This is a genomic window from Bradyrhizobium sp. CCBAU 25360, from assembly GCF_028128695.1.
GTDB classification, from domain to species: domain Bacteria; phylum Pseudomonadota; class Alphaproteobacteria; order Rhizobiales; family Xanthobacteraceae; genus Bradyrhizobium; species Bradyrhizobium ottawaense.
Genome location: NZ_LBJA01000043.1, coordinates 471,576 through 494,678 on the forward strand (window position 1 = coordinate 471,576; position 23,103 = coordinate 494,678).

General features: G+C 64.4%; 18 protein-coding genes. 11 read left to right on the forward strand and 7 right to left on the reverse strand.

The features are described from left to right. Positions 1–30 precede the first annotated feature (30 nt). Both XH81_RS29235 and XH81_RS29240 read left to right on the forward strand, forming a co-directional pair. Positions 31–1,533, forward strand: a complete 1,503-nt coding sequence (locus XH81_RS29235) for an FAD-dependent oxidoreductase (protein ID WP_028141782.1) — start codon at positions 31–33, stop codon at positions 1,531–1,533. Positions 1,534–1,700: 167 nt separating this feature from the next. Continuing rightward, a complete protein-coding gene (locus XH81_RS29240; protein ID WP_028141783.1) occupies positions 1,701–3,662 on the forward strand; it encodes a putative bifunctional diguanylate cyclase/phosphodiesterase in 1,962 nt (653 codons plus the stop codon). A 217-nt stretch (positions 3,663–3,879) separates the two neighbouring features. On the opposite strand, the gene XH81_RS29245 is transcribed toward XH81_RS29240, so the two are convergent. From XH81_RS29245 to pgm, 4 genes are all read right to left on the reverse strand, one after another. Next, positions 3,880–4,860: a PDR/VanB family oxidoreductase gene (locus XH81_RS29245; protein ID WP_028141784.1), complete on the reverse strand. Its 981-nt coding sequence runs from the start codon at positions 4,858–4,860 to the stop codon at positions 3,880–3,882. A gap of 10 nt (positions 4,861–4,870) precedes the next feature. Further along, positions 4,871–5,635, reverse strand: a complete 765-nt coding sequence (locus XH81_RS29250; RefSeq protein WP_028141785.1) for a GntR family transcriptional regulator — start codon at positions 5,633–5,635, stop codon at positions 4,871–4,873. A gap of 5 nt (positions 5,636–5,640) precedes the next feature. Beyond that, positions 5,641–6,690, reverse strand: coding sequence for an aromatic ring-hydroxylating dioxygenase subunit alpha (locus tag XH81_RS29255; RefSeq protein ID WP_028141786.1), 1,050 nt, complete (start codon positions 6,688–6,690; stop codon positions 5,641–5,643). Between the two features lie 288 nt (positions 6,691–6,978). Next, on the reverse strand, positions 6,979–8,673 hold the full coding sequence (pgm, locus tag XH81_RS29260; RefSeq protein ID WP_085967707.1) for a phosphoglucomutase (alpha-D-glucose-1,6-bisphosphate-dependent): 1,695 nt from the start codon (positions 8,671–8,673) through the stop codon (positions 6,979–6,981). A 940-nt stretch (positions 8,674–9,613) separates the two neighbouring features. On the opposite strand from pgm, the gene XH81_RS29265 reads away from it, so the two are divergent. Together XH81_RS29265 and XH81_RS29270 are read left to right on the forward strand one after the other, a co-directional pair. Then, positions 9,614–10,750 (forward strand): alpha/beta hydrolase family protein, encoded by a 1,137-nt coding sequence (locus tag XH81_RS29265; RefSeq protein WP_028141788.1) that lies wholly within the window; start codon positions 9,614–9,616, stop codon positions 10,748–10,750. Between the two features lie 98 nt (positions 10,751–10,848). Next, positions 10,849–11,601, forward strand: coding sequence for a transglycosylase SLT domain-containing protein (locus XH81_RS29270; protein ID WP_080670145.1), 753 nt, complete (start codon positions 10,849–10,851; stop codon positions 11,599–11,601). 10 nt (positions 11,602–11,611) lie between these two features. Here XH81_RS29270 and XH81_RS29275 read toward each other — a convergent pair whose 3' ends face one another. Beyond that, entirely contained in the window at positions 11,612–12,424 is an 813-nt protein-coding gene (locus XH81_RS29275) for a response regulator transcription factor (protein ID WP_028141790.1), read from the reverse strand. A 295-nt stretch (positions 12,425–12,719) separates the two neighbouring features. Here XH81_RS29275 and XH81_RS29280 point away from each other — a divergent pair, with 295 nt between their 5' ends. Both XH81_RS29280 and XH81_RS29285 read left to right on the forward strand, forming a co-directional pair. Beyond that, positions 12,720–13,877, forward strand: a complete 1,158-nt coding sequence (locus tag XH81_RS29280) for an acyltransferase family protein (protein ID WP_271596452.1) — start codon at positions 12,720–12,722, stop codon at positions 13,875–13,877. A gap of 93 nt (positions 13,878–13,970) precedes the next feature. Beyond that, the gene (locus XH81_RS29285) at positions 13,971–14,819 is read left to right on the forward strand and encodes an MBL fold metallo-hydrolase (protein ID WP_038972566.1); all 849 of its coding nucleotides are present in this window, start codon (positions 13,971–13,973) and stop codon (positions 14,817–14,819) included. A gap of 28 nt (positions 14,820–14,847) precedes the next feature. Here XH81_RS29285 and XH81_RS29290 read toward each other — a convergent pair whose 3' ends face one another. After that, positions 14,848–15,723 carry an aldose 1-epimerase family protein gene (locus XH81_RS29290; protein WP_038972565.1) on the reverse strand — a complete coding sequence of 292 codons (876 nt, stop codon included), beginning with the start codon at positions 15,721–15,723 and terminating at the stop codon, positions 14,848–14,850. A 183-nt stretch (positions 15,724–15,906) separates the two neighbouring features. Here XH81_RS29290 and XH81_RS29295 point away from each other — a divergent pair, with 183 nt between their 5' ends. The 5 genes from XH81_RS29295 (at position 15,907) to XH81_RS29315 (ending at position 22,555) form a co-directional block, all read left to right on the forward strand. After that, a complete protein-coding gene (locus XH81_RS29295; RefSeq protein WP_038951063.1) occupies positions 15,907–17,010 on the forward strand; it encodes a glycosyltransferase family 4 protein in 1,104 nt (367 codons plus the stop codon). A 268-nt stretch (positions 17,011–17,278) separates the two neighbouring features. Next, on the forward strand, positions 17,279–18,418 hold the full coding sequence (locus XH81_RS29300) for a glycosyltransferase (protein ID WP_028141794.1): 1,140 nt from the start codon (positions 17,279–17,281) through the stop codon (positions 18,416–18,418). Between the two features lie 110 nt (positions 18,419–18,528). Next, on the forward strand, positions 18,529–19,860 hold the full coding sequence (locus XH81_RS29305; RefSeq protein WP_271596514.1) for a hypothetical protein: 1,332 nt from the start codon (positions 18,529–18,531) through the stop codon (positions 19,858–19,860). Positions 19,861–19,889: 29 nt separating this feature from the next. Further along, entirely contained in the window at positions 19,890–21,167 is a 1,278-nt protein-coding gene (locus tag XH81_RS29310; RefSeq protein ID WP_028141796.1) for a glycosyltransferase family 4 protein, read from the forward strand. After that, complete coding sequence (locus XH81_RS29315; protein WP_028141797.1) at positions 21,164–22,555, forward strand: hypothetical protein; 1,392 nt, start codon at positions 21,164–21,166, stop codon at positions 22,553–22,555. The genes XH81_RS29310 and XH81_RS29315 overlap by 4 nt, the downstream gene beginning before the upstream one ends. A 15-nt stretch (positions 22,556–22,570) precedes the next feature. Here XH81_RS29315 and XH81_RS29320 read toward each other — a convergent pair whose 3' ends face one another. Further along, positions 22,571–22,990, reverse strand: coding sequence for a hypothetical protein (locus XH81_RS29320; protein WP_131233094.1), 420 nt, complete (start codon positions 22,988–22,990; stop codon positions 22,571–22,573). Positions 22,991–23,103: the final 113 nt, after the last annotated feature.

The following is a 23,103-nucleotide window of genomic DNA, read 5'->3' on the forward strand; positions in this document are numbered from 1 at the left end:
TGTGTGCATATTACACATATTGAGGATGCCATGACAAAGCAATTCACGGCGGACGTTCTGATCTGCGGAGCAGGTGCGGCCGGCCTTACGCTCGCCATCGACCTCGCGCGGCGAGGCGTGTCTTTTCGGCTGATCGAGAAGCAAGCCGGTCCGTTCCATGGGTCTCGCGGCAAGGGAATCCAGCCTCGAACCCTCGAGATCTTCGAGGATCTCGGCATCATCGACCGCATCGTTGCCGCCGGAGGTCTCTACCCGCCGCAGCGCAAATACCGCGATGACGGCAGCTTCATCGAGTCGGAGATTGCAGAGCACGCAGCCCCCACCCCGGCCGAGCCCTACAACATGGCGCTGATGATCCCGCAATTCCTGACCGAGGGCGTGATGCGCGAACGGCTGCTCGAACTCGGCGGGCGGGTGGAATTTGGCTACGAATTGGTCGGCCTGGAGCAGGATGAGGACGGTGTGACTGCGCGCCTTTCAGGCCGGGCCGGCGAAGAGACGATCCGCGTGCGTTACCTCGTCGGTGCAGACGGCGGCCGCAGCTTCGTGCGTCACGCACTCGGCATTGGTTTTCAAGGCAAGACGCTCGGCGTACGAGCCGTGGTGGCCGATGTCGTGCTGACGGGCCTGGACCGCCTGGCGTGGCACCGCTTCCACGATGGCGCGATGGACCGCCAGATTTCGCTGTGCCCACTGGCCGGAACGGAGCTGTTTCAGTTGCAGGCACCCGTTCAGCTCGATGGCGAGATCGATCTGTCCGCCGAAGGGCTGTCGGCCATGGTCGCCGAGCGCACGGGACGCAACGACATCCGCATCCAGTCCGTGCTTTGGGCGTCGGCCTATCAGATGAATGCGAGACTCGCCGATCGCTACCGGGATCGCCGTGCATTTCTGATCGGCGATGCGGCTCACATCCATCCTCCGACAGGTGGACAAGGTCTCAATACCAGCGTGCAGGATGCCTACAATCTGGGCTGGAAGCTGGCGAGCGTTATCGGCGGTGCGTCCGCAACTCTGCTCGACAGTTACGAGGCAGAACGACGCCCCGTCGCTGCAAAGGTGCTCGGCCTTTCCACCGACTTGCTGGAGGCGGCCAAGCGCGGCGACATGAGGCGCGGCCGCGAGGTGCAGCAACTCGACATCGGCTATCCGGGATCGCCCTTGGCACTGGAAAAACCAGGGCGCATGGCAGGCCCGTCCGCGGGAGCCCGCGCGCCGGATGCGCCGCTACGCGGAGCCGCCGGACAACCCATACGCTTGTTCGCGTTGCTCAAGGGGACTCATTGGACGCTGCTTGGCTATCAGGTGAAACGCGAGACCGTATCGGCGTGCACTGGACTGCACATCCACCGTATCGGCCCGGATGCCGAGCTCGTCGACGACAGCGAGCACTTTCGCGACGCATACGCCGTGTCGCCCGGGGATTGGGTGCTGGTGCGTCCTGACGGTTACATAGGCGCATTCGTGGGCTCGCGGCAGGTCGATGGGCTCACGCATTTCCTGGCCGAACAGGGCCTCCAGCCGCCTCCGTAAGTGTCGAAGTCTGCATTTGTATCGATTTGTTATCGATATCGCGTCACGAACACGCAGAAATGGTCGCGGCGAAGGCCGCAGTCAGGGATAATTCATAGTTCGTCAAAGGTTTGCGGCGAATTCTCCCTGAAGGAGCCGACCAACGGCCCGTCCTGCTAGGCTCTGAAATGCGGACTCAAACGACCAGCTATGTCGCGCGGCTGTTCGCGGGCGATTTGTCGGCCTTTGGCGGTCCCGCAACCGACGAAGCCTTGGCCGGCCATATCCGCGCCGAACAGATGTCGCTGGTGCTCGGCTATTCGGTCGGCATCATGCTCGCCAATGCCTGCAACGCCATCGTGCTCGCGATCGCACTGTGGCAATCGCCGGACAGGATTCTTGCGTTGATCTGGGCAGGCGCTGTCGCAGGCGGCGCGATCATGTTCGGTCTGCAATCCCGCGCCGCGCGCCGCATCACCAAGCCGCAATTCGTCTCGCGCCGCGCCATGCACCGGCTGGTGCAAAATGCCTTCGTCCTCGGCACCGCCTGGGGCATCGTCCCCGTCGCCTTCTTCAATAATGCTTCGACCGGCGGCCAGCTCGTCATCACCTGCCTGTGCTCGGGCATGCTGGCCGGCGGCGCGCTCGCCTTCGCCACCATCCCGATCGCAGCGATCGCCTTCACGGCCCCGATCTTCGTCGGGATCGCGATCTGCCTCGGCAGCAACGGCGATCTGGCCTTCCTGCTGATCGCCTTCCTCGTCGTGGTCTACGGCAGCGTGCTGCTGCGCGGCGTGTTCGTCAACTCGTTCTCGTTCGCGCGGCGCGTGATGCGGCAGATCGAGGCGGAGCGCACCGTGCGGCTCGATCCTCTGACCCACCTGCCCAACCGCGTCGCCTTCAACGAGACGCTCGAGGCCGCGCTCAAGCGGCTGGCATTGTCAGGCGAGGAGTTTGCGGTGCTCCTGCTCGATCTCGATCGCTTCAAGGAGGTCAACGACAAGTTCGGCCATCCCGCCGGCGACGAATTCCTGGTCCAGGTTGCAAGCCGCCTGCGACGCTGCACGCGCGCCGCCGAGCATGTCGCACGCATCGGCGGCGACGAGTTCGCGCTGGTGATGGCCAATCTGGCGCGTCCCGAGGATGCACTCGAGATCGCCGAACGCTTCGTCGCCGCCTTCACTGAACCGTTCCGCATCGAGGGCCGCCAGATCGTGGGCGCGACCAGCGTCGGCATCGTGCTGGCGCCGCGCGACGGCACCACGCCGCTCGACGTCATGAAGAATGCCGATGCCGCCCTCTACCGCGCCAAGAAGGCGGGCCCCGGCACGATCCGCTTCTTCGAGACCAGCGACGACAGGGTGTCACGCGATCGCAAGGCGCTGCAATCCGACCTCGAGGGCGCGATCGCGCGAAACGAGCTGTTCCTCGTGTTCCAGCCGTTCCTCGATCTCGACCAAAGCCGGATCACTGGTTTCGAAGCGCTGCTGCGCTGGCAACATCCTGAGCGCGGACTGGTGCCGCCGAGCGAATTCATTCCGATCGCGGAAGAGACCGGGATGATCCACGAGATCGGCGAATGGGTCGTCCGCCGCGCCTGCGCGACGGTTGCCGAGTGGCCGGACGACATCAGGGTCGCCGTGAACTTCTCGGCCGCGCAGTTTCACAACGCCGGCATCCTCCAGATCATCGTACAGGCGCTCGCGGAGGCGAAGATCGCCCCGCACCGGCTCGAGATCGAGATCACGGAATCGATGCTGCTGTCGAAATACGGCTCGGCCGAGCCGGTTCTGAACGCGCTGCTGCAGCTCGGCGTCACCGTGGCGCTGGACGATTTCGGGACCGGCTTCTCCTCCCTCACCTATTTGCGCAAGCTGCCGTTCAGCCGCATCAAGATCGACCAGTCCTTCATCCGCGACATGCTGGTGCAGCCCGACTGTGCCGCCATCGTCAAATCGGTGATCTCGCTCGCGCGCGACCTGCGCATCGCCGTCGTCGCCGAGGGCGTCGAGACCGCCGACCAGCTCGACTATCTCAGGCAGATCAGTTGCGACGAGGTGCAGGGCTATCTGATCAGCCGGCCGGTGTCGGTGGACGGCGTGCTGGCGCTGCTGGATACGAAGAAGCTTCGGGCGACGTTTGCGGCGTAGGTGGAACTTAGATTTGAGCTAGTGACGACCACGACGGCGGTGAGCCCCCTCGCCCGCTTGCGGGAGAGGTTGAGGAGAGGGTGTCTCCGCAACGGGACACTCCCTCAGAGGAGAGAGCCCTCACCCGGCGCTTCGGCGCGACCTCTCCCGCAAGCGGGAGAGGTCGAGCCCGCGGCGCCGTCCATTCCTTCTTAATGGAGTCCAGCTCAAGGCTCGCTCAAACCGCGTCCGCGCGCAGCAGCGTGTCCACCGTGATGGTGCCACGGGCCCGCGAGACGCAGGCGCAGATCTTCTGGTTGCTTTGCTTCTGATGGTCACTGAAGAAGACGTCGCGGTGGTCGATCTCGCCGTCGACCTCGACCACGTCGATGGCGCAGAGGCCGCATTCGCCGCGCTTGCAATCGTACATCACGTCGTGACCGCTGGCGTTGAGCACGTCCAGCATCGAGCGCTCGCGCGGGATTTCGAGCTCGACGTCGGAGCCCTTCAGGCGCACGCGAAACGTCTCGGTCGGCAGCGTGCCGCTGGAGCCGAAGGTCTCGTAGCGGAGGTCGGGCAGCGGATGGCCCGCGCCGATCCAGGCGTGGCGCGCGGCATCCAGCATCCGCATCGGGCCACAGAACAGCGACAACGCGCCTTGCGGCAATGACGCGAACACCGCATCGAGGTCGAGTCGTCTGCCTTCATCGCTGGCATGAACGACCAGGCGATCGCCGAGCATCGCGGCGAGATCGTCGAGATAGGCAGCCTCGGCGCGCGAGCGCACCGCATAGTGCAGCGTGACATCCACGCCGCGCCGCGCCAGCGCCTGCGCGGCACCGAGGATCGGCGTGATGCCGATGCCGCCGGCGATCAGACAATAGCTTTCGCGAGCCCAGTCGACCGCGAGCAGCGAAGCGGGCTGGGTGATGTCGAGCCGCGCGCCCGGCGCGAGCTGCCACATGTAGCGGGAGCCGCCGCGGGAATCCTCGGCACGGCGCACCGCGATCTTGAAGCCGGCCGAGGTGGCTTCGCCGACCAGCGAATAGGACCGCGTCTCCGGCAGGCCGTCGATGGTCACGCTGATATTGATGTGGCTGCCGACCGGATAGGCGGCGGCGTCGAACCGATCAGGCCGGATCAGGAATTCGCGGATGCCGGGAGCGAGATCGCGCGTCGCGACCAGCGTTGCCGGAATCCAGGTTTCGATGAAGCGCATGGCACTGCCCTCAATCGGTTGCGGTCTTGATCAGCGCCAGCGCCGGCAAGAGGTCGAGATGGGTCCGGTTGCGCAGCGCGAGCCTCAAGTTTCGTACCGCGAGCCGCGCATGCTCGCGCATGACGGCTTCGGCGCGCGCGCCTTCGCGGTTCTCGATGGCGTCGATCACGACGCGGTGGTGCTCCTGCCCGATGATCAGGATCTGCTGCGCCTCGGGCAATGCGGATTGCGCCATCACGAAGCCGCTCGGGGATGCGAACGGCAGCGCCGAGGCGCGGTCGATCTGGCGGACCAAGGGTGGGCTGCGCGACAATTCCGTGAGCAGGGCGTGGAAGCGCGCGTTCAGCGTGACATAGGACGAGAACGCTTCGATCGAGATCGGCACCTGGCGCAGCAATTCGTCGATCGCGGCAAGGCACTCCTTGAGCGGCTCGAGCTCGCGCGCGGAGACACCGCGCTCGGCGGCGAAGCGCGCGGCGAGCCCTTCCAGCGTGCCGCGCAGCTCGATGGAATCGGAGATGTCGCGTTCCGAAAACGCCTTCACCATGAAGCCGCCGGACGGGATCGCCTCCAGCAGGCCCTCCTCCTCCAGCCGCACCAGTGCCATGCGCACCGGGGTGCGCGAGGCGCCGGTGGTCTCCACCGCCTGGAGCTCGGAGATGCGCTCGCCCGGCCGCAGAGAGCCGGACAGGATCTGGTCGCGCAGCGCAAGCTGCGCCTTCACGGTCTGCGAGACGGAGCGGTCGACCTCACGTTCGGGGGCTGCTGCTTTCACCTGGCCTACTCCGCCGCCTGAAGGTGCTGCGGCCCGTTTTCCTTCGCTACCATCCGGTCGATCAGCTTGCGCGTCCACATCGCGCCGGCGTCGATGTTGAGGTTGTAGAAGATGCGATCGGGGTTTTCGTCCATCGCGCGCTGCTGCGCTTCCAGGATCAGCTCGTCCTCGTGGAAGATGCCGGAGACGCCCTCGCGGATCTCGCTGGTGATGCGCTGCTCGCCGAGCTGGTAGTTGCGCACGAAGGCCCAGAAATAATGGCAGGTCTTCTCGGTCTCGGGCGTGATGGTGTTGAGCACGAAGCCGTTGACGCCCTGCGAGCGATCACCTTCCGGCGCACCGGTGCCTGTCGGCGCCACGCCGACGTCGATGGCGATGGTGCATGGCGCCTCAAAGCGGATGATCTGCCAGCGATCGACCAGGCCGGTCTTGCCGAGCTGTTTCGCCCAGAACGGCGGTGGCTCGATGTTCCGCATCCAGCGCGTTACCGTGACAGTCTTCTCGCCATGAGTGACGTCGAACGGCGCCTCCGCCACCGCGTCGTTGCCGATGGAGGAGCCGTGCACGAAGGTCTCATGGGTGAGGTCCATGAGATTGTCGAGCACGAGGCGGTAGTCGCAATTGACGTGGATGGTCTTGCCGTCGCCGGCCCAGGCCGGATCGTGATTCCAGTGCATGTCCGGCACGAGCGCGGGATCGGCCAGCGCGGGATCGCCCATCCAGAGCCAGATGTAGCGATGGCGCTCGACCACGGGATAGGCGCGGACGCAGGCCGACGGGTTGATGGTCTCCTGCGAGGGCATGAAGGTGCAGCGCCCCTGCGCGTTGTATTTCAGGCCGTGATAGCCGCAGACGACGGTGTCGCCTTCGAGCCGGCCCTTGGACAGCGGCACCAGACGGTGCCAGCAGGCATCCTCCAGCGCGGCGACCGCACCGTCGGCCTTCCGGTACATCACGACATGCTTGCCGCAGATGGTTCGCGGCAGCAGCGCAGCTTTCACGTCCGCGTCCCAGGCCGCGGCGTACCAGGCATTCATGGGGAAGGGCTTTGTCATTGGTCTCACTCCCACGGCGTATGTATGCGTTATGTATACAATAGCTGAGGGATGGAATTATTCAAGGCCGAAATCGGCGCATTTAGATACCTATAGCTTCATGAATGTATACATACCAGCAGAAGCAATTCGGAGGCGGGGAATCCAGGACTCCGCAGCGGACATTGGTTCAGACAATTTCTGCCCGGATCGCCCGCCCCCTGTGCGCAATTGCGCACTGATGACACCGTGTGATGGCGAGACCTACCCTTGGTCGAAGAAGGCGATACGGCGATTTGGTCCGGCGCTTTACGCCCCGAACACCTTCGCCAGTCCTGCCTTGGCCTCCTCCTGAATCCGCGTCAGGTGCTCGGTGCTGCGGAAGCTCTCGGCGTAGATCTTGTAGACGTCCTCGGTCCCTGACGGCCGCGCGGCGAACCAGCCGAAATCGGTCTCGACCTTGATTCCGCCGAACGGCTGGCCGTTACCGGGCGCCTTGCTGAGCGTTGCGCGGACGGGGTCGCCGGCGAGATCCTTCAGACCGAGCTGCTCAGGCGTGACGGATTTGAGGATGTTCTTTTGCGGTCCGGTCGCGGCGACGTCGATGCGCGCGTAATGCGGCACGCCGAACTCGGCGGTCAGATCATTGAAGAGCTGGCTGGGGTCGCGGCCGGTCTTCGCCATGATCTCGGCGGCGAGCAGGCCAAGGATGACGCCGTCCTTGTCGGTCGTCCACACCCCGCCGTCACGGCGCAGGAACGAGGCGCCCGCACTCTCCTCGCCGCCGAATCCGAAGCCGCCCGTGAGGAGACCGTCGACGAACCATTTGAAGCCGACCGGCGTCTCGACCAGCTTGCGCCCGAGCTTCTTGGCAACGCGATCGATGATCGAGCTCGACACCACGGTCTTGCCGATCGCAGCATCCCTGCCCCAGTTCGGACGATGCGCGAACAGATAGGAGATCGCAGTCGCCAGATAATGGTTCGGATTCATCAGGCCGCCGGAGCGCGTGACGATGCCGTGGCGATCGGCATCGGTGTCGTTGGCAAAGGCGACGTCGAAGCGGTCGCGCATCGCGATCAGGCTCGCCATCGCGTAGGGCGAGGAGCAGTCCATGCGGATCTTGCCGTCCCAGTCCACCGTCATGAAGCGGAAGGTCGGGTCGATCGCCTCGTTCACCACGGTGGCCTTCAGGCCGTAGCGCTCGATGATCGGATGCCAGTAGTGTACGGCGGCGCCGCCGAGCGGATCGATGCCGATCTTGATGCCGGCGGATTTGACGAGGTCGAGATCGACGACATTGCCGAGATCGGCGACGTAAGGCGTGACGAAGTCGGTGGCATGGACGTTCGAAGACTTCAACGCCTTGGCATAGTCGATGCGCTTCACGCCCTTGAGGCCGTCGGCGAGATAGGCGTTGGCGCGCTTCTCGACAACGCCCGTGACGTCCGTATCGGCCGGCCCACCATGCGGCGGATTGTATTTGTAGCCGCCATCCTCCGGCGGATTGTGCGAGGGCGTGATGACGACGCCGTCAGCGAGACCCGATGTGCGGCCCTTGTTGTAGGTGAGGATCGCGTGCGAGATCACCGGCGTCGGCGTGTAGCCGCCGTCCTTGTCGATCATGATGTCGACGCCGTTGGCGGCGAACACCTCGACGGCGCTGACCAGTGCCGGCTCGGCCAGCGCGTGAGTGTCGATGCCGATGAACAGCGGTCCGGTCAGCCCCTTTTCCCGTCTGTAGTCGCAAATGGCCTGCGTGGTCGCGAGGATATGGCCTTCGTTGAAAGTGTTCTTGAACGAGGTGCCGCGATGGCCGGAGGTGCCGAACGCCACGCGCTGCGCGGGATCCGCGACGTCGGGCTTGCCGGCGAAATAGGCCGTCACCAGCCGCGGAATATTGGTGAGCGCGTCCGGCGAAGCCTGCTTGCCCGCCCCGGGATGAACATCAGCCACTGAAATATCCTCGTCCTGTCGTACTGAGATAGCGCGACACCATAGCATCGGCCGGGTCCCCGCCAAGGGGCACAACACCCGCGGTGGGGAAGGCGTTCCCTGGGTAGGTGGCTGCAGCGAAAGTCCGCGCCCCCCAGAGTCATACCCGCGCAACCGCGAAACGGAGGCTCGCCTTGCGACGGTCATGAATCTGAGCCTGCATCATCGATGTGAGATCTTCAATGAGGACATGCCTTCGCGGCCTCGCGGCTTGATTCGCCCGAGCTTTGCTTCGTCGCTCCACCCTCTAATCCAAGAGGGCGCAGGGAAGGCCGGGTGCTGGCTCGCACCCGCGGTCCGCTGCGCGAAATGCACACGCAGAAAGAACCGCACAGCAGCATACAGGTGTGGCCAATCACTCGGCCTTCCCTGCGCAGTGGTTGGACGGCTTATGCCGTGATCTCCCGGGAGCCGACCATTCCTTCTGGCCTCCCTCGCCCCGCGAATTGGATGATGCAGTCTGCCCGGTTGGGCTCGCTCGCACCTCCGAAGGACTTGACCGTAGCAACGACGGCCAGGACCACACGGTTTTGCCGTACGCACGGCCCGCCATTTCGCCGCAGTTTTTCCTGGCCCTGTCGACGAAGCCGGAAACTTACAGACGAGACGAAGCCTAGCAGCGCCGCTCGTCGCACGAAGCCTCGGGCTCACAGGGACACCCCGCCCTGCCCGCGCCTCTCGTGCCGACGCTGCCGCGTCCACCGCAAACCCGGCTCGCGATGCGTGACGACACATGATCGCCCCCCTTGGGTGAGCCGGGATGTGCGATAGATACGACAAAACCGAATTTCGGCAAAGTGGAATATTTTTGTGGGGATGGGTTGACAGAGGGCGACACAGGCGGCGCCCGTCCCGTCATCCTGAGGACGACGGCGATAGCTGCGAGGTCACGGTTCAAGCAAGGAGATCATGCTATGCTTCCGGCCATCGAGGCCCTCCGAATCGCCCAATGGCTCTTTCACGCAAGCTGCTTCTGCTGATCGCCGGCCTCGTCGTGGCCGGTGCGCCGGCGCGTGCTGCGGAGTTCTACACCGAGGATCTCCGTATCCCCATGGCGGAGGCCGGGCCACAGGGGCTGGAGGCCTTCCTGGTGCGCCCGGCCGGGACGAAGCGCTATCCGCTGGCGCTGCTCAGCCACGGCTCGCCGCGCAGCTTCGACGACCGCGCGACGATGTCCGCGCATAAATATTACGGCATTGCGCTCGAATACGCCCGGCGCGGCTTTGCCGCGCTGATCGTGATGCGGCGCGGCTACGGCACCTCGCCTGGCGGTCGCGTCGACAGCGTCGGCGGCTGCGCGAAAGCCGCTTACCTGCCTGCAGCCGCGGTCGCGGTTGCCGACTTGCGCGCCGCGATCGATGCGATGGCGCGCCGGACCGACGTCACAACAACAGGCATGATCGCGGCCGGTCATTCCGCCGGCGGGCTCGCCACCGTCGCACTGACCGCGCAGGCACCGGCCGGTCTCGTCGCCGCGATCAACTTCGCGGGCGGCCGCGGCTCGCGCGACGACGACGACGTCTGCAATCCCGATGGGCTGGTGCAGGCCTTCGCCACCTTCGGCAAGACCTCGCGCGCGCCGATGCTGTGGGTCTATGCGACCAACGATTCATATTTCGGCCCCGACCTCGCGCGCCGCCTCCATGACGGATTTCGCACCAGTGGTGGCAACGCAAAATTCATCGCGGCGCCGCCGTTCGGTGACGACGGCCACTACCTCTATGCGGTGGCGAGCCGTGCGCAATGGACGCCCTATGTCGACGCCTTCCTGCGCGAGCGCGGCCTCCTCAGTCGCGATATCCTGAGCCCGCCCGACCCGCTGCCGCCGCCGCGCCAGCTCAACGAGGCCGCGCGGGCCGAGTTCGCGCGCTATCTCGCCAGCATGCTGCCGCACAAGGCTTTCGCGGTGTCGCCGAACGGCGGCTACGGCCGGCGTTCGGGACACATCACGGCCGACGACGCCCGGCGCGATTCGCTAGCGGCCTGCATGAAATGGTCGCCCACCTGCACGCTCTATGCGATCGACGACCGGCTGGCTGAACCTGCGCAAGCGACGTCCACCGATCAGAGCGCCCGCGCGCGCTAGTCGCCGCAGCGGAGGCCGGTTTGTTAACTCCGGGGCTCTATGACGGACCGATGCTGTGGGATCGGGCATACTCCAATCTCGGCGCGACGTGGAGACACGTGGCGGTCGTCCTGCTGTTGTCGGCCCCGATCTGCGCACAGGCTGGAGACGGCGATCTGGGCCGGCCGGACACGACGTCGGCGATCTCCAGGACGGAGCTCGGTGCCGGCGAAACGCCGTCATCCCGGTCCATGATCCGGAAGATCATCGAGCGAGAAACCGCAAACACCAATTTGCCGGCCGATATCGCCGAAGCGGTCGTCTTCGTCGAAAGCGGCTACAATTCGGCCGTCGTCGGCAGCGTCGGTGAGATCGGCCTGATGCAGGTGCGGCCCGAGACGGCCGCGATGCTGGGCTTCAAGGGCAGCGAGGCGGAACTCGCCGAACCCGACATCAACATCCATTATGGGGTGCTTTATCTCAGCCAGGCGTGGCGGCTGGCTGGCGGGGACATGTGCCGCGCGCTCATGAAGTATCGAGCAGGCCATGGCGAGGAAGCGATGACCGCGCGGTCGCAGGTCTATTGCAACCGCGCCCGTAACCGTCTTGCCGCCATGAATTCGAAGGCTCTTGAGACCGACGTTGCGGCCGCTCCGGATCCGGCGCCCCGGCCCACTTCCGCAGCACCTGCAGCAGCTCCGGCAAAACCCGCGAGCCGCCCGAAGATGGCGGCGCAGCCCAAAGCCGTCTATGCCCGCTATCGCCAAGGCACCGCAGCCGCCAGCCGCGCCTATTGGGCCGCGCACGAGGCCAGGGTCAGCCAGATCAAGGCTCGCATCGCAGCGCGATGGAAGCGCGTCGCATCGCGCTGACGACAAGTTCCTATAGCCGCTCGCTGAGCGCGAGCTTGTAGCCGACGCCAGTGACAGTCGCGATCACGGGCGTACCGCTGCCGACGAGCTTGCGGCGCAGTCGTGCTACCAGCGCGTCGACCGTGCGGATGTCGACCTCGGCCTGGCGGTTGCTGACGACCTCGATCAGATAGTCGCGGCTGAGCGGCCGTCCGTCGGCGCCGACGAGCGCCGCGAGCAGGTCGAATTCGGCGCGCGTCAGCGCCACAGGCTTGCCGTCGCTGCCGAGCAATTCACGCCGGGTGAGGTCGATGATCCAGTCGCCGAAGGCGATCGAATTGTGGTTGCGCGCCGCCTTGCGGTCGAGCGAGCGTCGCCGCAGCACGCTGCGTGCGCGCGCCAGCAGGTCGCGCAGATTGATCGGCTTGGTGACGTAGTGGTCGCCGGCGATCTCGAGGCCGAGGATGCGATCGACGTCGGTGTCGCGGCGCGTCACGAAGATGATGCCCGCGTTGCTGGTCGCCTGGATCTCCTTGGCGAGCTCGAAGCCGTCGCCATCGGGCAGTTGCACGTCGAGGAAGATGAGATCGGTTCGGGCGCGCAACGCCTGGCGGCACTCAGCGCAGGAACTGGCGCCGACCACGTCGAAATTGTTCTCGCTGAAATAGCCGACCAGCATGGTCCGCGTCACCGGATCGTCCTCGACGACGATCAGCCGCTCGCGGCCGGCGGGACGCAACTCCTTAAGTGCGGGATCAACCACGGTCCTGGTCTTGTGTGCCTGGGACCCGACCTGGAAATTCAAGTCACCGCGCAATGCGCTGTCATGTGAACGGACATTCACGACTTGTTCGAGCCCCCGAAATTGCCTGCCGGAATATTAGGCGCGTTGCGACGCGCAAACAATATTGCTCATGGTCTCCAGGGATTAAGTATGAATTGGCCCACAATTCTCATTCCGCGCATCATAGCGCAGGGCGGCCCCCGCAGGGGCCTTGCGCCGGCCCGTGCCCGCCGATCCCTCACATTCGGCTTCGGACTCAACCGCCGGTTAACGTAAAAATGGCCTTCGGCTTCGGAAGGCCCACCTGCGCCTCTATTGTCCCGCCCGCACAATGTGGAACCACGGAGCAGACGTGATGCAGGGGCAGGCCCGGTTGGCTGCCGGTCGAACCGAGCAAGGCACGGCGCCGTTCGGCCGTTCGCACACGCTCGATGTCCTGCGCGGCCTCGCCATCGCCGGCGTGATGGCCATCCACGTCTCGCAGTCGTTTCCATCAAATATCCACGCCGTCGACTACGCCTTCATGTGTGGCTGGACCGGCGTCAACGTGTTCTACTTCGTCAGCGCCATGACGATGTGCCTGATGTGGACGCGGCGCGTCGAAACCAGTCCGACGCGGAAGTTCTATATCCGCCGCTTCCTGCGCATCGCGCCACTGTTCTGGCTCGCGATCCCGATCTACCTCGTCATCAACGGCACCGGGCCGAGCGACAACGCGCCTGGCGGCATCGGGGCAGCTCAAGTGATCCTGACTGCGACGTTCCTGCACGGCTTCTGGCCGGACAGCGTCAACAGCGTCGTGCCCGGCGACTGGTCGATCGCGGCCGAGATGACCTTCTATCTCGTCTTCCCGCTTCTGATCACCGCGTTCGGCTCGCGCCGCCATCTCTATCTCGCGCTGGCGATCGTGCTGCATCTCGTCAATGTCTGCCTGTTCAAGCCGTGGGCCTTCGCGCTGTTCTCCGCCTATTACGGTCCCGGTCACGAAGCGTTCGTCTGGACCACGCTGCACATCAGCTTCCTGAACCAGCTTCCGGTCTTCCTGGTCGGATGCGCGCTGTTTTTCGCGCTGCGCGACGGGTTTGCCCGGTCGGACGCAGCGATCTACGCGGTCTTCATCGCGCTGTCCTTCGTCGCCAACCGCATAACCGGCTCGCACGAATTCAACTATCTCATGATCAACCTCGTGCTCGGCGCGCTGGTTGCCGGCTGCATCAAGCTTGCGATCCGCTTCCAGCCACTCGAGGCGCTCGGCCGCAATTCCTATTCGATGTACCTGTCGCACTTCGCGGTGATCTACGGCCTGCATCAGATCTGGCCGCTCGCCGATGGACTGGTCTCGCTGCTCATCGCCTATGTCGTCACCGCCGCGCTGAGCTATCTCGTCGCGCGCGCGACCTGGCATCTGGTCGAACGGCGCGCGCAGGATTTGGCGCACCGTCTGACATCGGCGGGATCGGACCGATCAATCCTCCCGCCGACCATCGCCGCCACTGCGGCCGGCACGCGCTGAACGCCCCCGCTCCGTCCCTGCCGGCCCGATGCGGCTTGCTTCATTGCCGCCTTAAACTCTACTGTGGAGACACTTCACGCTGGAGTAGGCACCATGCAGGTCATACTGCTCGGCACCGGCGGCCCGCGGCCGGACCCGCGCCGCATGGCGACGACCACCCTGATCAGGCTCGGCGACGAGAATATCCTGTTCGACGCAGGCCGCGGCGTTGTGGTGCAGCTCAGCAAGGCCGGCGTTCCGCTCGGCGCGATCAACACGGTTTTTCTCACGCATCATCACTTCGACCACATCGGCGACCTCTACGATGTGATGCTGAATTCATGGATGCACGGACGCAAGGACGAGCTGCGCGTCTATGGACCGCCGGATACCGAGCGGCTCGTCGACACGCTGATCACGCAGGTCTACGACAAGGACATCACCTGGCGCGATAAGGGCGAGCCGGCCTTCGGCGGCTGGAAACCCGTCGTCGCGACGGACATCATACCAGGGCCCGTTCTCGACACCGGGCGCTGGAAGATCAGCGCCGAGCTGGTGTCGCATGGCGACGGCCTCGACATGCCGCCGGCCTTTCTCGCGCGATGGATGTGTCTCGGCTACCGCTTCGAAGCGGAGGGCAAGGTCATTGCAATTTCGGGCGACACGGTCCCCTGCCCCGGGCTCGAGCGGCTGGCTGAGGGAGCCGATTTGCTTGTCCAGTGCTGTTTTCTCGCAACGCCGGAGATCAACAACGAGCACCTCCGCCGCCTTGCGAAATTCACGATCGCCTGCGGCGACGCCGTCGGCAAGGTTGCGGCCAAGGCCGGCGTCAAGAAGCTCGCGCTGACCCATCACCGGCCGCGCGCCGACGATGTCATGCTGAACGCGCTGCTTGCGGATGTCCGGCGGGATTATGCGGGGCCGGTCGTGCTCGGCGAGGATCTCACGCGCATCGAGGTCTGAGGGCCGACGATCGGTTCGCCCTTCGGCCTCAAGACGTTCCGACCTCGATCCGGAACGACAAGCGCTCTTCCGCACCCGGCGCGATATGCATCAGGCCGGGCTTGTCCGTGAATTCGCCGTCAAAGCCGGCGGGACTGGCATAGCCGCGCCAGGGCTCGATACAGAGGAACGGCGCGCCCGACGGTTTCGACCAGACGCCGAGCTCGCGAAAGCCGCGCCAGGACATTTTCAGCCAGGGGCTGGAGGACGCAGCATAGCGGACCGCGTTGCTGTCGATCCGGTCGAAGATGATGGCGTCATCGACGAACAGGGATTCGGACAAGGCGAGCTGATTACCCTTGACGGGACCAGGCTCCTCGGCCGCGCGCAGCAGCCCGCCATCAAGACGGCGGACGGGAGACGATTCCACCTTCGCAAAGGTCAGCGCGTAGTCCTCTTTCGCGCTCTCGGGCCGGAGGGGCCAATTGAAGGCGGGATGGCCGCCGATCGAAGCCGGCAATGTCTCCTTGCCGGTGTTGGCGATCGAAAGTGTCAGATCGAGGCCGGCGGCGTCGAGCGCATAGATTGCGGTCAGACGGAACGCGAACGGATAGAGCGCGCGGGTCGTCTCGCTGTCTTCGAGCACCAGCGTGCAGCGGCTTTCGCCGCGCTCCGCCCATGCAAAGCGGCTGTCGCGCGCAAAGCCGTGCTGGGTCATCCGGTATGTCTTGCCCCGGTGCCGCAATTCGTCCCGGGCAAGGCGCCCCACGATCGGAAACAGCAGCGGCGCATGGCGCGGCCATTCCGGCCCGGCCTGCCAGACGAACTCGGTGACATCGTCCTTCAACGAGCACAACTCGGCGCCGTGCGCCTTGACGGTCGCGGTCAACCCTCCGCTGCGGAGGGAGTGGGTATCGTCACTCATGGCGGACATCTACACCGCGACCTCGCACGCAGCAAGGCAGCGCCAGCCATGCAGGCAGAGCGCCTCCACTGTGCGAGGCTGCGTCATATTTCTGTACCTAACGGTTGCTCCTTTGCGGCCCGTCCTCCGCCTTGCTTCGCCGCAAGGTCGGCCCGGACTCCGATCAACCAATGTGGTAGCCAATTGAAATTCTTCATCAACGGCCGCTTTCTGTCGCAAAAGCTCACCGGCGTTCAGCGCTATGCCGCCGAGATCGTCAAGGCGATCGACGTGCTTCTGGCGTCGGAGCAAACTCCCGCCGCGCTGCGGAACGCAGACTGGCAGTTGCTGACGCCCGTGGATGCAAGCGAGCAGCTCCAGCTGGAGCGAATCAAGATTCGCGCCGTCGGCCGGTTGCGCGGGCACGCCTGGGACCAAATCGACCTGGCGCGCGCCGCTGCGGGAGGCCGCTTGATCAGTCTCGCCAATTCCGGCCCCGTGTTCCATCGCGACCACATTGTGGTGATCCACGACGCACAAGTCTTTCGCAGGCCCGACTTCTTCAACTGGCGCTATCTTGCAGTTCACCGAACCATGGGCCGGCTGCTCGCCCGGCACGCAAGCATCGCAACCGTATCGGCCTTTTCGCGCAAAGAGCTTGCCGAGGTGCTGAATCTGTCAGCAACGGCGATCCCGGTTTTCCCCAATAGCGCCGAACACTTCGCCAGGACGAACCCTGATCCCGACATCATTGCCCGGCTCGGCGTTCGGCCGCAGAAGTTCTTTCTTTATGTGGGCTCCAGAACCAAGAACAAGAATCTTTCGGTCGCGATCCGTGCCATCCAGCTGCTCGACCGGACTGACGTTCCGCTGGTCATCGTCGGCGGCGACAACAGCAAGGTCTTTCAGGACAATTCGGGCGAGGGCGCTGCCGGCCTGCTGCTCGCCGGGCGTCTGACGGACAGCGAGATCGCAGCGCTCTACGCGCATGCATCGGCATTTGTGTTTCCCTCGCTGTACGAGGGCTTCGGCGTGCCGCCGCTCGAAGCGATGATCTTCGGTTGCCCGGTCATCGCCTCGACGGCCGATGCCGTCGTGGAGACGTGTGCCGACGCCGCTGCGTATTTTGACGCCAATGATGCCGAATCGTTGAAGCAACTGATGCTCGAAAGATTGGCAATCGGCGCCATCTCCGATCAGGAGCGCCGGCGGCAGCAGGAACGCGTTGCGTTCTTTTCGTGGCAAAAGTCGGCGAAGTCGTTGCTCGATCATCTCACACCATCGGCAAACGTTGCCAGCGCTGCTTGAAGTTCGATGCACTTCGCTTATCGCGGGCATCGGTTTTCGCACAAACAATTTGCAACTGGCTGCAACTCGCGCACGTGCGCTTGGTTCCACGAGAATTTTTCGTTTCTTCCATCGTGCGCACAAAGAGCTTGGCGCAACATCACCACATCGCTGCCCCAATATCGCTACGTATTCGAGGAACTGTCTCTCGCACTAGCGAACGCTAGCGAACTCAGAACAGGGATACAGGATGTCCGGCTCTCCAACGCGGCCCTACGGAAGGCAAACGATGAAAGTGCTGCACATCGCCGAGACGATCCGGGGCGGGATTGCCAGCTACCTGAACGAGTTGCACCCACAGCAACAGGCGAGCTTCGGCACCGGGAACGTGCACTACGTCGTGCCGTCGGATCATCGCCGCGATCTTCCGGCGATCGACGACAACCAGATTACGACGTTCGAACGATCCGGCCGCGGCATCGCCGGGCTATTCCAGATGTTGCGCGCAAGCATGCAAGCGCTGGATGCCTTTCGTCCTGATGTCGTCCACCTGCATTCCTCGTTTGCGGGCCTCGTGCTGCGCCCGGCGCTGGCGGCCCGCTCCGACGGTCCGCGCGTCGTCTATTGCCCGCACGGCTGGGCGTTTTCACGCGAGACCGGCCGCCTCAGTCATCTCGTGACGAAAGCGGCGGAGAACCTCCTTGCACGCACCTCGGACCGAATCATCTGCATCTCCAGCGACGAGTTCAACGAAGCCGTCCGCGCCGGAATTCCCGCCGAGCGCCTCACCCTCGTCCATAACGGCATCTCGAAGAGCCGCACACCGCAGCCTGTCGCGGCCGACTGGACGTCCAAAAAGGTCAAGGTGCTGTTCATCGGACGACTGGACCGCCAGAAGGGCTTTGATCTCCTGATCGAGGCGGCACGCTCGCTCGAGGATGTGTTGGAGATCCGCATGATCGGCGCCTCCGTCGTCAATAAGTACGAAGGCCCTAGCGTCCCGTCCAACGTGTCCCTGCTGGGCTGGCTCGATCGCCCGACCATCGAGACCCAGCTCGAGGCCGCCGACCTCGTCGTGATCCCGTCACGATGGGAAGCCTTCGGCCTCGTTGCCCTGGAAGCGATGCGCGCGGCCAAACCCATCCTGGCGTTCCGTAGCGGAGCATTGCCCGAGATCGTCGTCGATGGCGTGACCGGCGTGCTTTGCGAGCCCGTCGCGGTCCAGCCGCTCGTCGACGGCTTCCGGCGAGCACTCGATCTCGACCTCAAGGTGCTGGGACAGCGCGGCTACGACCGGTTCAAGCAGTTTTATGACGTTCAGAAGACGCATGGGCAATTGCAGCAGGTCTATGCCGAGCTGCTCCACGACGACCGGACACCGATCGACGCGAAGGCGGGGCTGCGGTCGGACCTCTCCAAGAATTTCTGATGGCTCGACGTTCACACTTGCCGTCGCAGATACAGGAGATCGCGATGGCGATGTCATGGACCGGACTGGGTGTCAGCGCGAACGCAGCACGCGCGAGCATGAACTACCCGATGATATTCTCACGCACCTTGGCTCGCGGCAGCTTCCGCCTCGCGGGCCTCATCGCATCCATTTTTCTGCCGGTCTCTGTCTGCGCACAGCAGGCGCAACCGCTCGATGCTCGATTCCTGCTGGGCGTCGGCACGCATCAGGGGCTGGGTGGCCCGGTGAGCGCGCGCGGATACGTTCCTTCGGAAAACATCGCACAGATCAAGCAACTCGGCCTCAACGCCTTCCGCGATGATTTTCCCTGGTCCGATTTCGAGGTGGGGGGACGCCGGATGGGCTTCACGCCCAGGCTCGGCAGGCTCGAAGCGCAGGTCAGGTCCGGCGTCGCGCGCCCTCTCCTGATCCTCGCCTTCGGCCATCATCTGGTTCCGAATTCCTCGCCACCGACCACCGATGAGGCCCGGCAGCGGTTCGCCGATTATGCCGCGGCGGCGGCGCAATCGGTCGTGGCACAGCATCCGGTCTTCGAACTCTGGAACGAATGGAATCTGGCGGCGAAGAAGGATCCGGCGTTCTCGCCGGAGAACTATCTGGCGCTCGCGCAAGTCGCGCGGCCGGCGGTGAAGCGCGTAGCACCGCATGCGCCTTTCCTGATCGGAGCTCTTGGCGACGATCCGGGCTGGACATGGACGGAGAAGATGCTGCGAACCGGCATTCTTCAGCATGCGGACGGTGCTTCGATCCATCTCTACAATTTCTGCATGGGCCCGAGCAAACGCACGTCGGCCGAGATCATCGACCGGCTCACGGCGTTTCACCGTATGGTCGGCCAGGCCAGCGGAAATCCTGACTTCCCGATCTATGTCACCGAGACGGGCTGGACCACGGCCACCAACAAATGCGGCGTCAGCGAGCAGGCCCAGGCCGACAATACCGCGCAGCTGATCCTGTGGGCGTCGACCGCGACACGCTGGCTCAAGGGCATGTGGCTCTACGAGCTCAAGGACAGTGGAAAGAACCCGTCGGAGCTGGAGGATAATTTCGGACTCTATCGTTTCGATAATTCGCCAAAGCCGGTTGCCTGCGCGGCCCAGGGGGCCTGGGCCTTCATTCGCCCCAGCCTGAGTGCCGAGCGCCGCGAGCTCGCCAGCGGCGTCGTGTCGATCAATGCATCGACGACTTCCGGCGGCAGAATTGCGGTCTGGTCCGAGGCCCCGGACCGACGTTACGAGATCCGGCTCAAGGGCGATCAACAGGGCGCAAGCTTTGCGATGCCGTGCGACCAGGCGGCAAGGCCTGCGTCCGGGGTCTGGATCCCCGTTTCGAGCACACCGGTTCTGATTGCCGCCAATGACAGTGCCGTTCCCGCCCTGGAGATCAGGCCGGCGCGGTAGACGCGATTTGCAGACATGAGGTTGACGCGATGAAAGTTCTTTTGACGTCCACGCTTTATCCAACGCCTCAGGCCCCAAAGATCGTCGGCGGCGCGGAGATCTTCGCCCGGCGCTTCGCCGAAGGCCTGGTGCAACGCGGTGACGAGGTGGAAGTGATCCGGGCCGCATCTACGCCTCATCAGGCTCCGGAAACCTGCGACGGCATTAACGTCTATTCCGCGCCGGTGCGAAACGTGTATCTGCCCTTCACGGAGCAGAAGAACGTCGCATTGCGCAGCATCTGGCACGCGATCGACGACTGGCAGATGCAGGCCCCCCTGATCGCGGAACGCATCCGGGCCTTCAAGCCGGACGTGCTGCACTCCAACAATCTGTCGGGACTCACCACCGCGGTCTGGCGCGTTGCCGCCCAGCTCGGGGTCCCCGTGCTCCATACGCTTCATGACTATTATCTGACCTGCCCGCGCTGCTCCCGCTTCGAGAACGGACGGTCCTGCGAGCACACCTGCACGAGCTGCGGAATTCTGAGCTTTCATCGCAAGCGCGCCACGCATTGGCTCAGCGCCGTGGTCGGCGTGAGCGAGCGCGTCCTGTCCATTCATACCGACATGGGCATGTTCTCGGAGACGCCGATCCGCACAGTGATCCGCAACGCCTCGACCGAGCCGCCGCGCGAGCCCTACCCTCGGCCGGTCTGCACCACGGAAGTGACGTTCGGGTTTATCGGCCGCCTCACCGAGGAAAAGGGCATCGACAATTTGATGCAGGCCCTTGCTCAGCTGCCCCGTGATCGGATTCGCATGATGATCGCCGGACGGGTCAGCGAGGAGGAGCAACGGCGCCTCAGGGCGCTCGCGCCTGATGCGCGGATCGAGTTCATGGGCTTCGTGGTGCCGGACGATTTCTACAAGCAGGTCGACGTCGTAATCGCGCCCTCCATCTGGCACGACCCCGGTCCGCTCGTCGTCGCAGATGCCAAGGCTGCCGGCAGGCCGCTGCTCGGAACGCGCTTCGGCGGCATGCCCGAGGTCATCGAGCACGGGGTGACCGGCTGGCTGACCGAAGCCGATCCACAATCCCTGGCCAGGAGCATGCTCGCGGTCGCAGCCGATCCGCACAAGATCGACGAGATCAGCCGGCGCCTGATCGCGGATACCAACAAATGGATATTCTCTGACGTGCTGTCTTCATACAAGAACCTGTATGAACAATTGCGCGAGCAGCGGATGTCGCACGTGCGCGCAGCAACGGCCGAAGCGTCGCAGGGGCCGTCGATCGTCGGCAAGGAGCGCCTCATTCCGCGATGACACGCCTCCTCGCGATGGCGGGCTATGTCTACCAGAGCGCCGCGGCGATCATCCTGATCTTCGCGATCAGCCATCTGTTGCCCGCCGCCGACTACACCAACTTTTCCCTCGCGCTGGCCTCGAGCCAATTGCTCTGCGTCCTGATGTTCGAGTGGCTGCAGCTGGCCGGGTTGCGGTTTCTGGCGGCAGCCAAAGAAAACGAGGCGGCGCGGCTGAGGTGGTCGCTGTTTGCAGCAGGCCTGTCGAGCGCAGCCGCGCTCGTCGTGGTCGGGAGTTGCGCGTCTCTGGCCAGCGTGCTCCCGACGCGGATCGTCGCCTTGGGTCTCGGCATATCCGTGCTACAGGGCTTGACGGATCTCTACTTCCTGTCGGTCCGCCTGTCCGACCGGCTGGGCATCGCATCCTTTCTGCTTGCGTTGCGTGCCACCGCCCTCCTGATCGGAGCCGCCGCGGGGGCAATGATCTCGGGAACGGCGGAAGCGGCGCTGCTCGGTATTGCCTCGGGTCACGCCCTCGGCCTGCTCGCCGGCCTTGTCGCCTATCGCACGCCGATGGAGCCCGTCCCGCTGCAGACGATGCTGGCCGACTGGAAGGATTTCTCCCGCTACGGCATGCTTGCGGCAGGCGCGTCGGTTATCCATCTGTCGGTGCCGGTGCTGCTCCGTGTCATCGTCGTCGGCCAGCTGGGTGCGACCGGAGCCGGGGCGGGCTTTTCGATTGCGCTTGACCTCCTGCAGCGTCCCTTCTGGGTCCTCAATGCAGCGATCCACACCGTGAGCTATCCGGAAGTGGTCAACGACTTCGAACACGGAGGCAGCGCAAAATCGGTGCAGTCGGCGCGGCGGATGTTCGAATTCATGATCTGCACGACCCTCGTGCTGCTCGGTGGTCTGATTGGATTTATTCCAGATGCAGCCCGTATCCTGGTGCCGCAGGCCAGCCTGGATGGCTTTCTGGAGACGGCCCCAACGGTCGCCGCCTTTTATTTCCTGCACACCCATCTGCAGGCGACGATCGCGGTCGTTCCCCACCTCGAGAAGCTGGCGACCAGGCTCGTCGTCGTCGCGGCCGGCCAGCTCGCCCTCGTCGTGTCCTTCGCCGCGGTCGCGGTATCGGCCGGCCTGTCGCCGCGAGCGGCAGTCAGCTGTGCTTCGCTCGCGACGCTCGCGACCATACTGGTCGCACTCGGCCCCACGCTGCGGTTTGAGGCGCTCCCGCGCTGGCCGTTGGTCATGCAGGCGGGGGTGGCCGCAATCCTGATCGGATCGCTCGGTTCGATACCGACGGAGCCCGCGGCATGGCTGGCCGGCAAGATCGCGATCGCCGCGATTGCAACGGCGGTCATCGGATGGCGCGGAGATTTTCTAATGCTGGCCCGCCGCGGCTGATTGGCCGCACCAGCGTTATGCGAAGCGAATCTGGTTCCGATACGGAACCGGGTCTTCATCAGCAGTTTCCGCGGCGAACGCTGCACCATCCCTGAGCAACCACAACCATTGCGAGCAAATTGATTGGTTTAACCGCCCATGGAAGCGGCATCTGCGAACTTCCCGTGCAGGAAAGCGCGAGCTGCGAAGGAATGAGACGAAGATACTTCGATTGACGGCCAGCGAGAAAATGTCTTGCTGCTCCTTGCCGATCTCGCGCGCCGCGAGCGCGCCGACCGCTCGCTCAGATCTGTCATATAAAATCCAATTCGCGCGGCCTGCGCATACATTCAGCAGCGCAAATCGCGAAAATCTTGAAAGCGCCTTCCTCACGCCATGCTGCCCGGGCATCGCATCAATATTCTGCTGCAACACAGAGCAAGTCTGTTCCTGCACAAGGAACCTCGTTTCGCTCGCGATTTGTAGCTTCCATTTTTATCTGAAATTCACACTCGACAGAGAAGCTTGAACGCAATCCCTGCGAGCAATTTCGTTCGCGCTGAAACTCG

Bases quoted from the DNA above. Each gene is read 5' to 3' on its own strand.
- XH81_RS29235 (WP_028141782.1), top strand. From the start codon at position 31: ATGACAAAGCAATTCACGGCGGACGTTCTGATCTGCGGAGCAGGTGCG.
- XH81_RS29240 (WP_028141783.1), top strand. From the start codon at position 1,701: ATGCGGACTCAAACGACCAGCTATGTCGCGCGGCTGTTCGCGGGCGAT.
- XH81_RS29245 (WP_028141784.1), bottom strand. From the start codon at position 4,860: ATGCGCTTCATCGAAACCTGGATTCCGGCAACGCTGGTCGCGACGCGC.
- XH81_RS29255 (WP_028141786.1), bottom strand. From the start codon at position 6,690: ATGACAAAGCCCTTCCCCATGAATGCCTGGTACGCCGCGGCCTGGGAC.
- pgm (WP_085967707.1), bottom strand. From the start codon at position 8,673: ATGCTATGGTGTCGCGCTATCTCAGTACGACAGGACGAGGATATTTCA.
- XH81_RS29265 (WP_028141788.1), top strand. From the start codon at position 9,614: ATGGCTCTTTCACGCAAGCTGCTTCTGCTGATCGCCGGCCTCGTCGTG.
- XH81_RS29280 (WP_271596452.1), top strand. From the start codon at position 12,720: ATGCAGGGGCAGGCCCGGTTGGCTGCCGGTCGAACCGAGCAAGGCACG.
- XH81_RS29285 (WP_038972566.1), top strand. From the start codon at position 13,971: ATGCAGGTCATACTGCTCGGCACCGGCGGCCCGCGGCCGGACCCGCGC.
- XH81_RS29290 (WP_038972565.1), bottom strand. From the start codon at position 15,723: ATGAGTGACGATACCCACTCCCTCCGCAGCGGAGGGTTGACCGCGACC.
- XH81_RS29300 (WP_028141794.1), top strand. From the start codon at position 17,279: ATGAAAGTGCTGCACATCGCCGAGACGATCCGGGGCGGGATTGCCAGC.
- XH81_RS29305 (WP_271596514.1), top strand. From the start codon at position 18,529: ATGATATTCTCACGCACCTTGGCTCGCGGCAGCTTCCGCCTCGCGGGC.
- XH81_RS29310 (WP_028141796.1), top strand. From the start codon at position 19,890: ATGAAAGTTCTTTTGACGTCCACGCTTTATCCAACGCCTCAGGCCCCA.
- XH81_RS29315 (WP_028141797.1), top strand. From the start codon at position 21,164: ATGACACGCCTCCTCGCGATGGCGGGCTATGTCTACCAGAGCGCCGCG.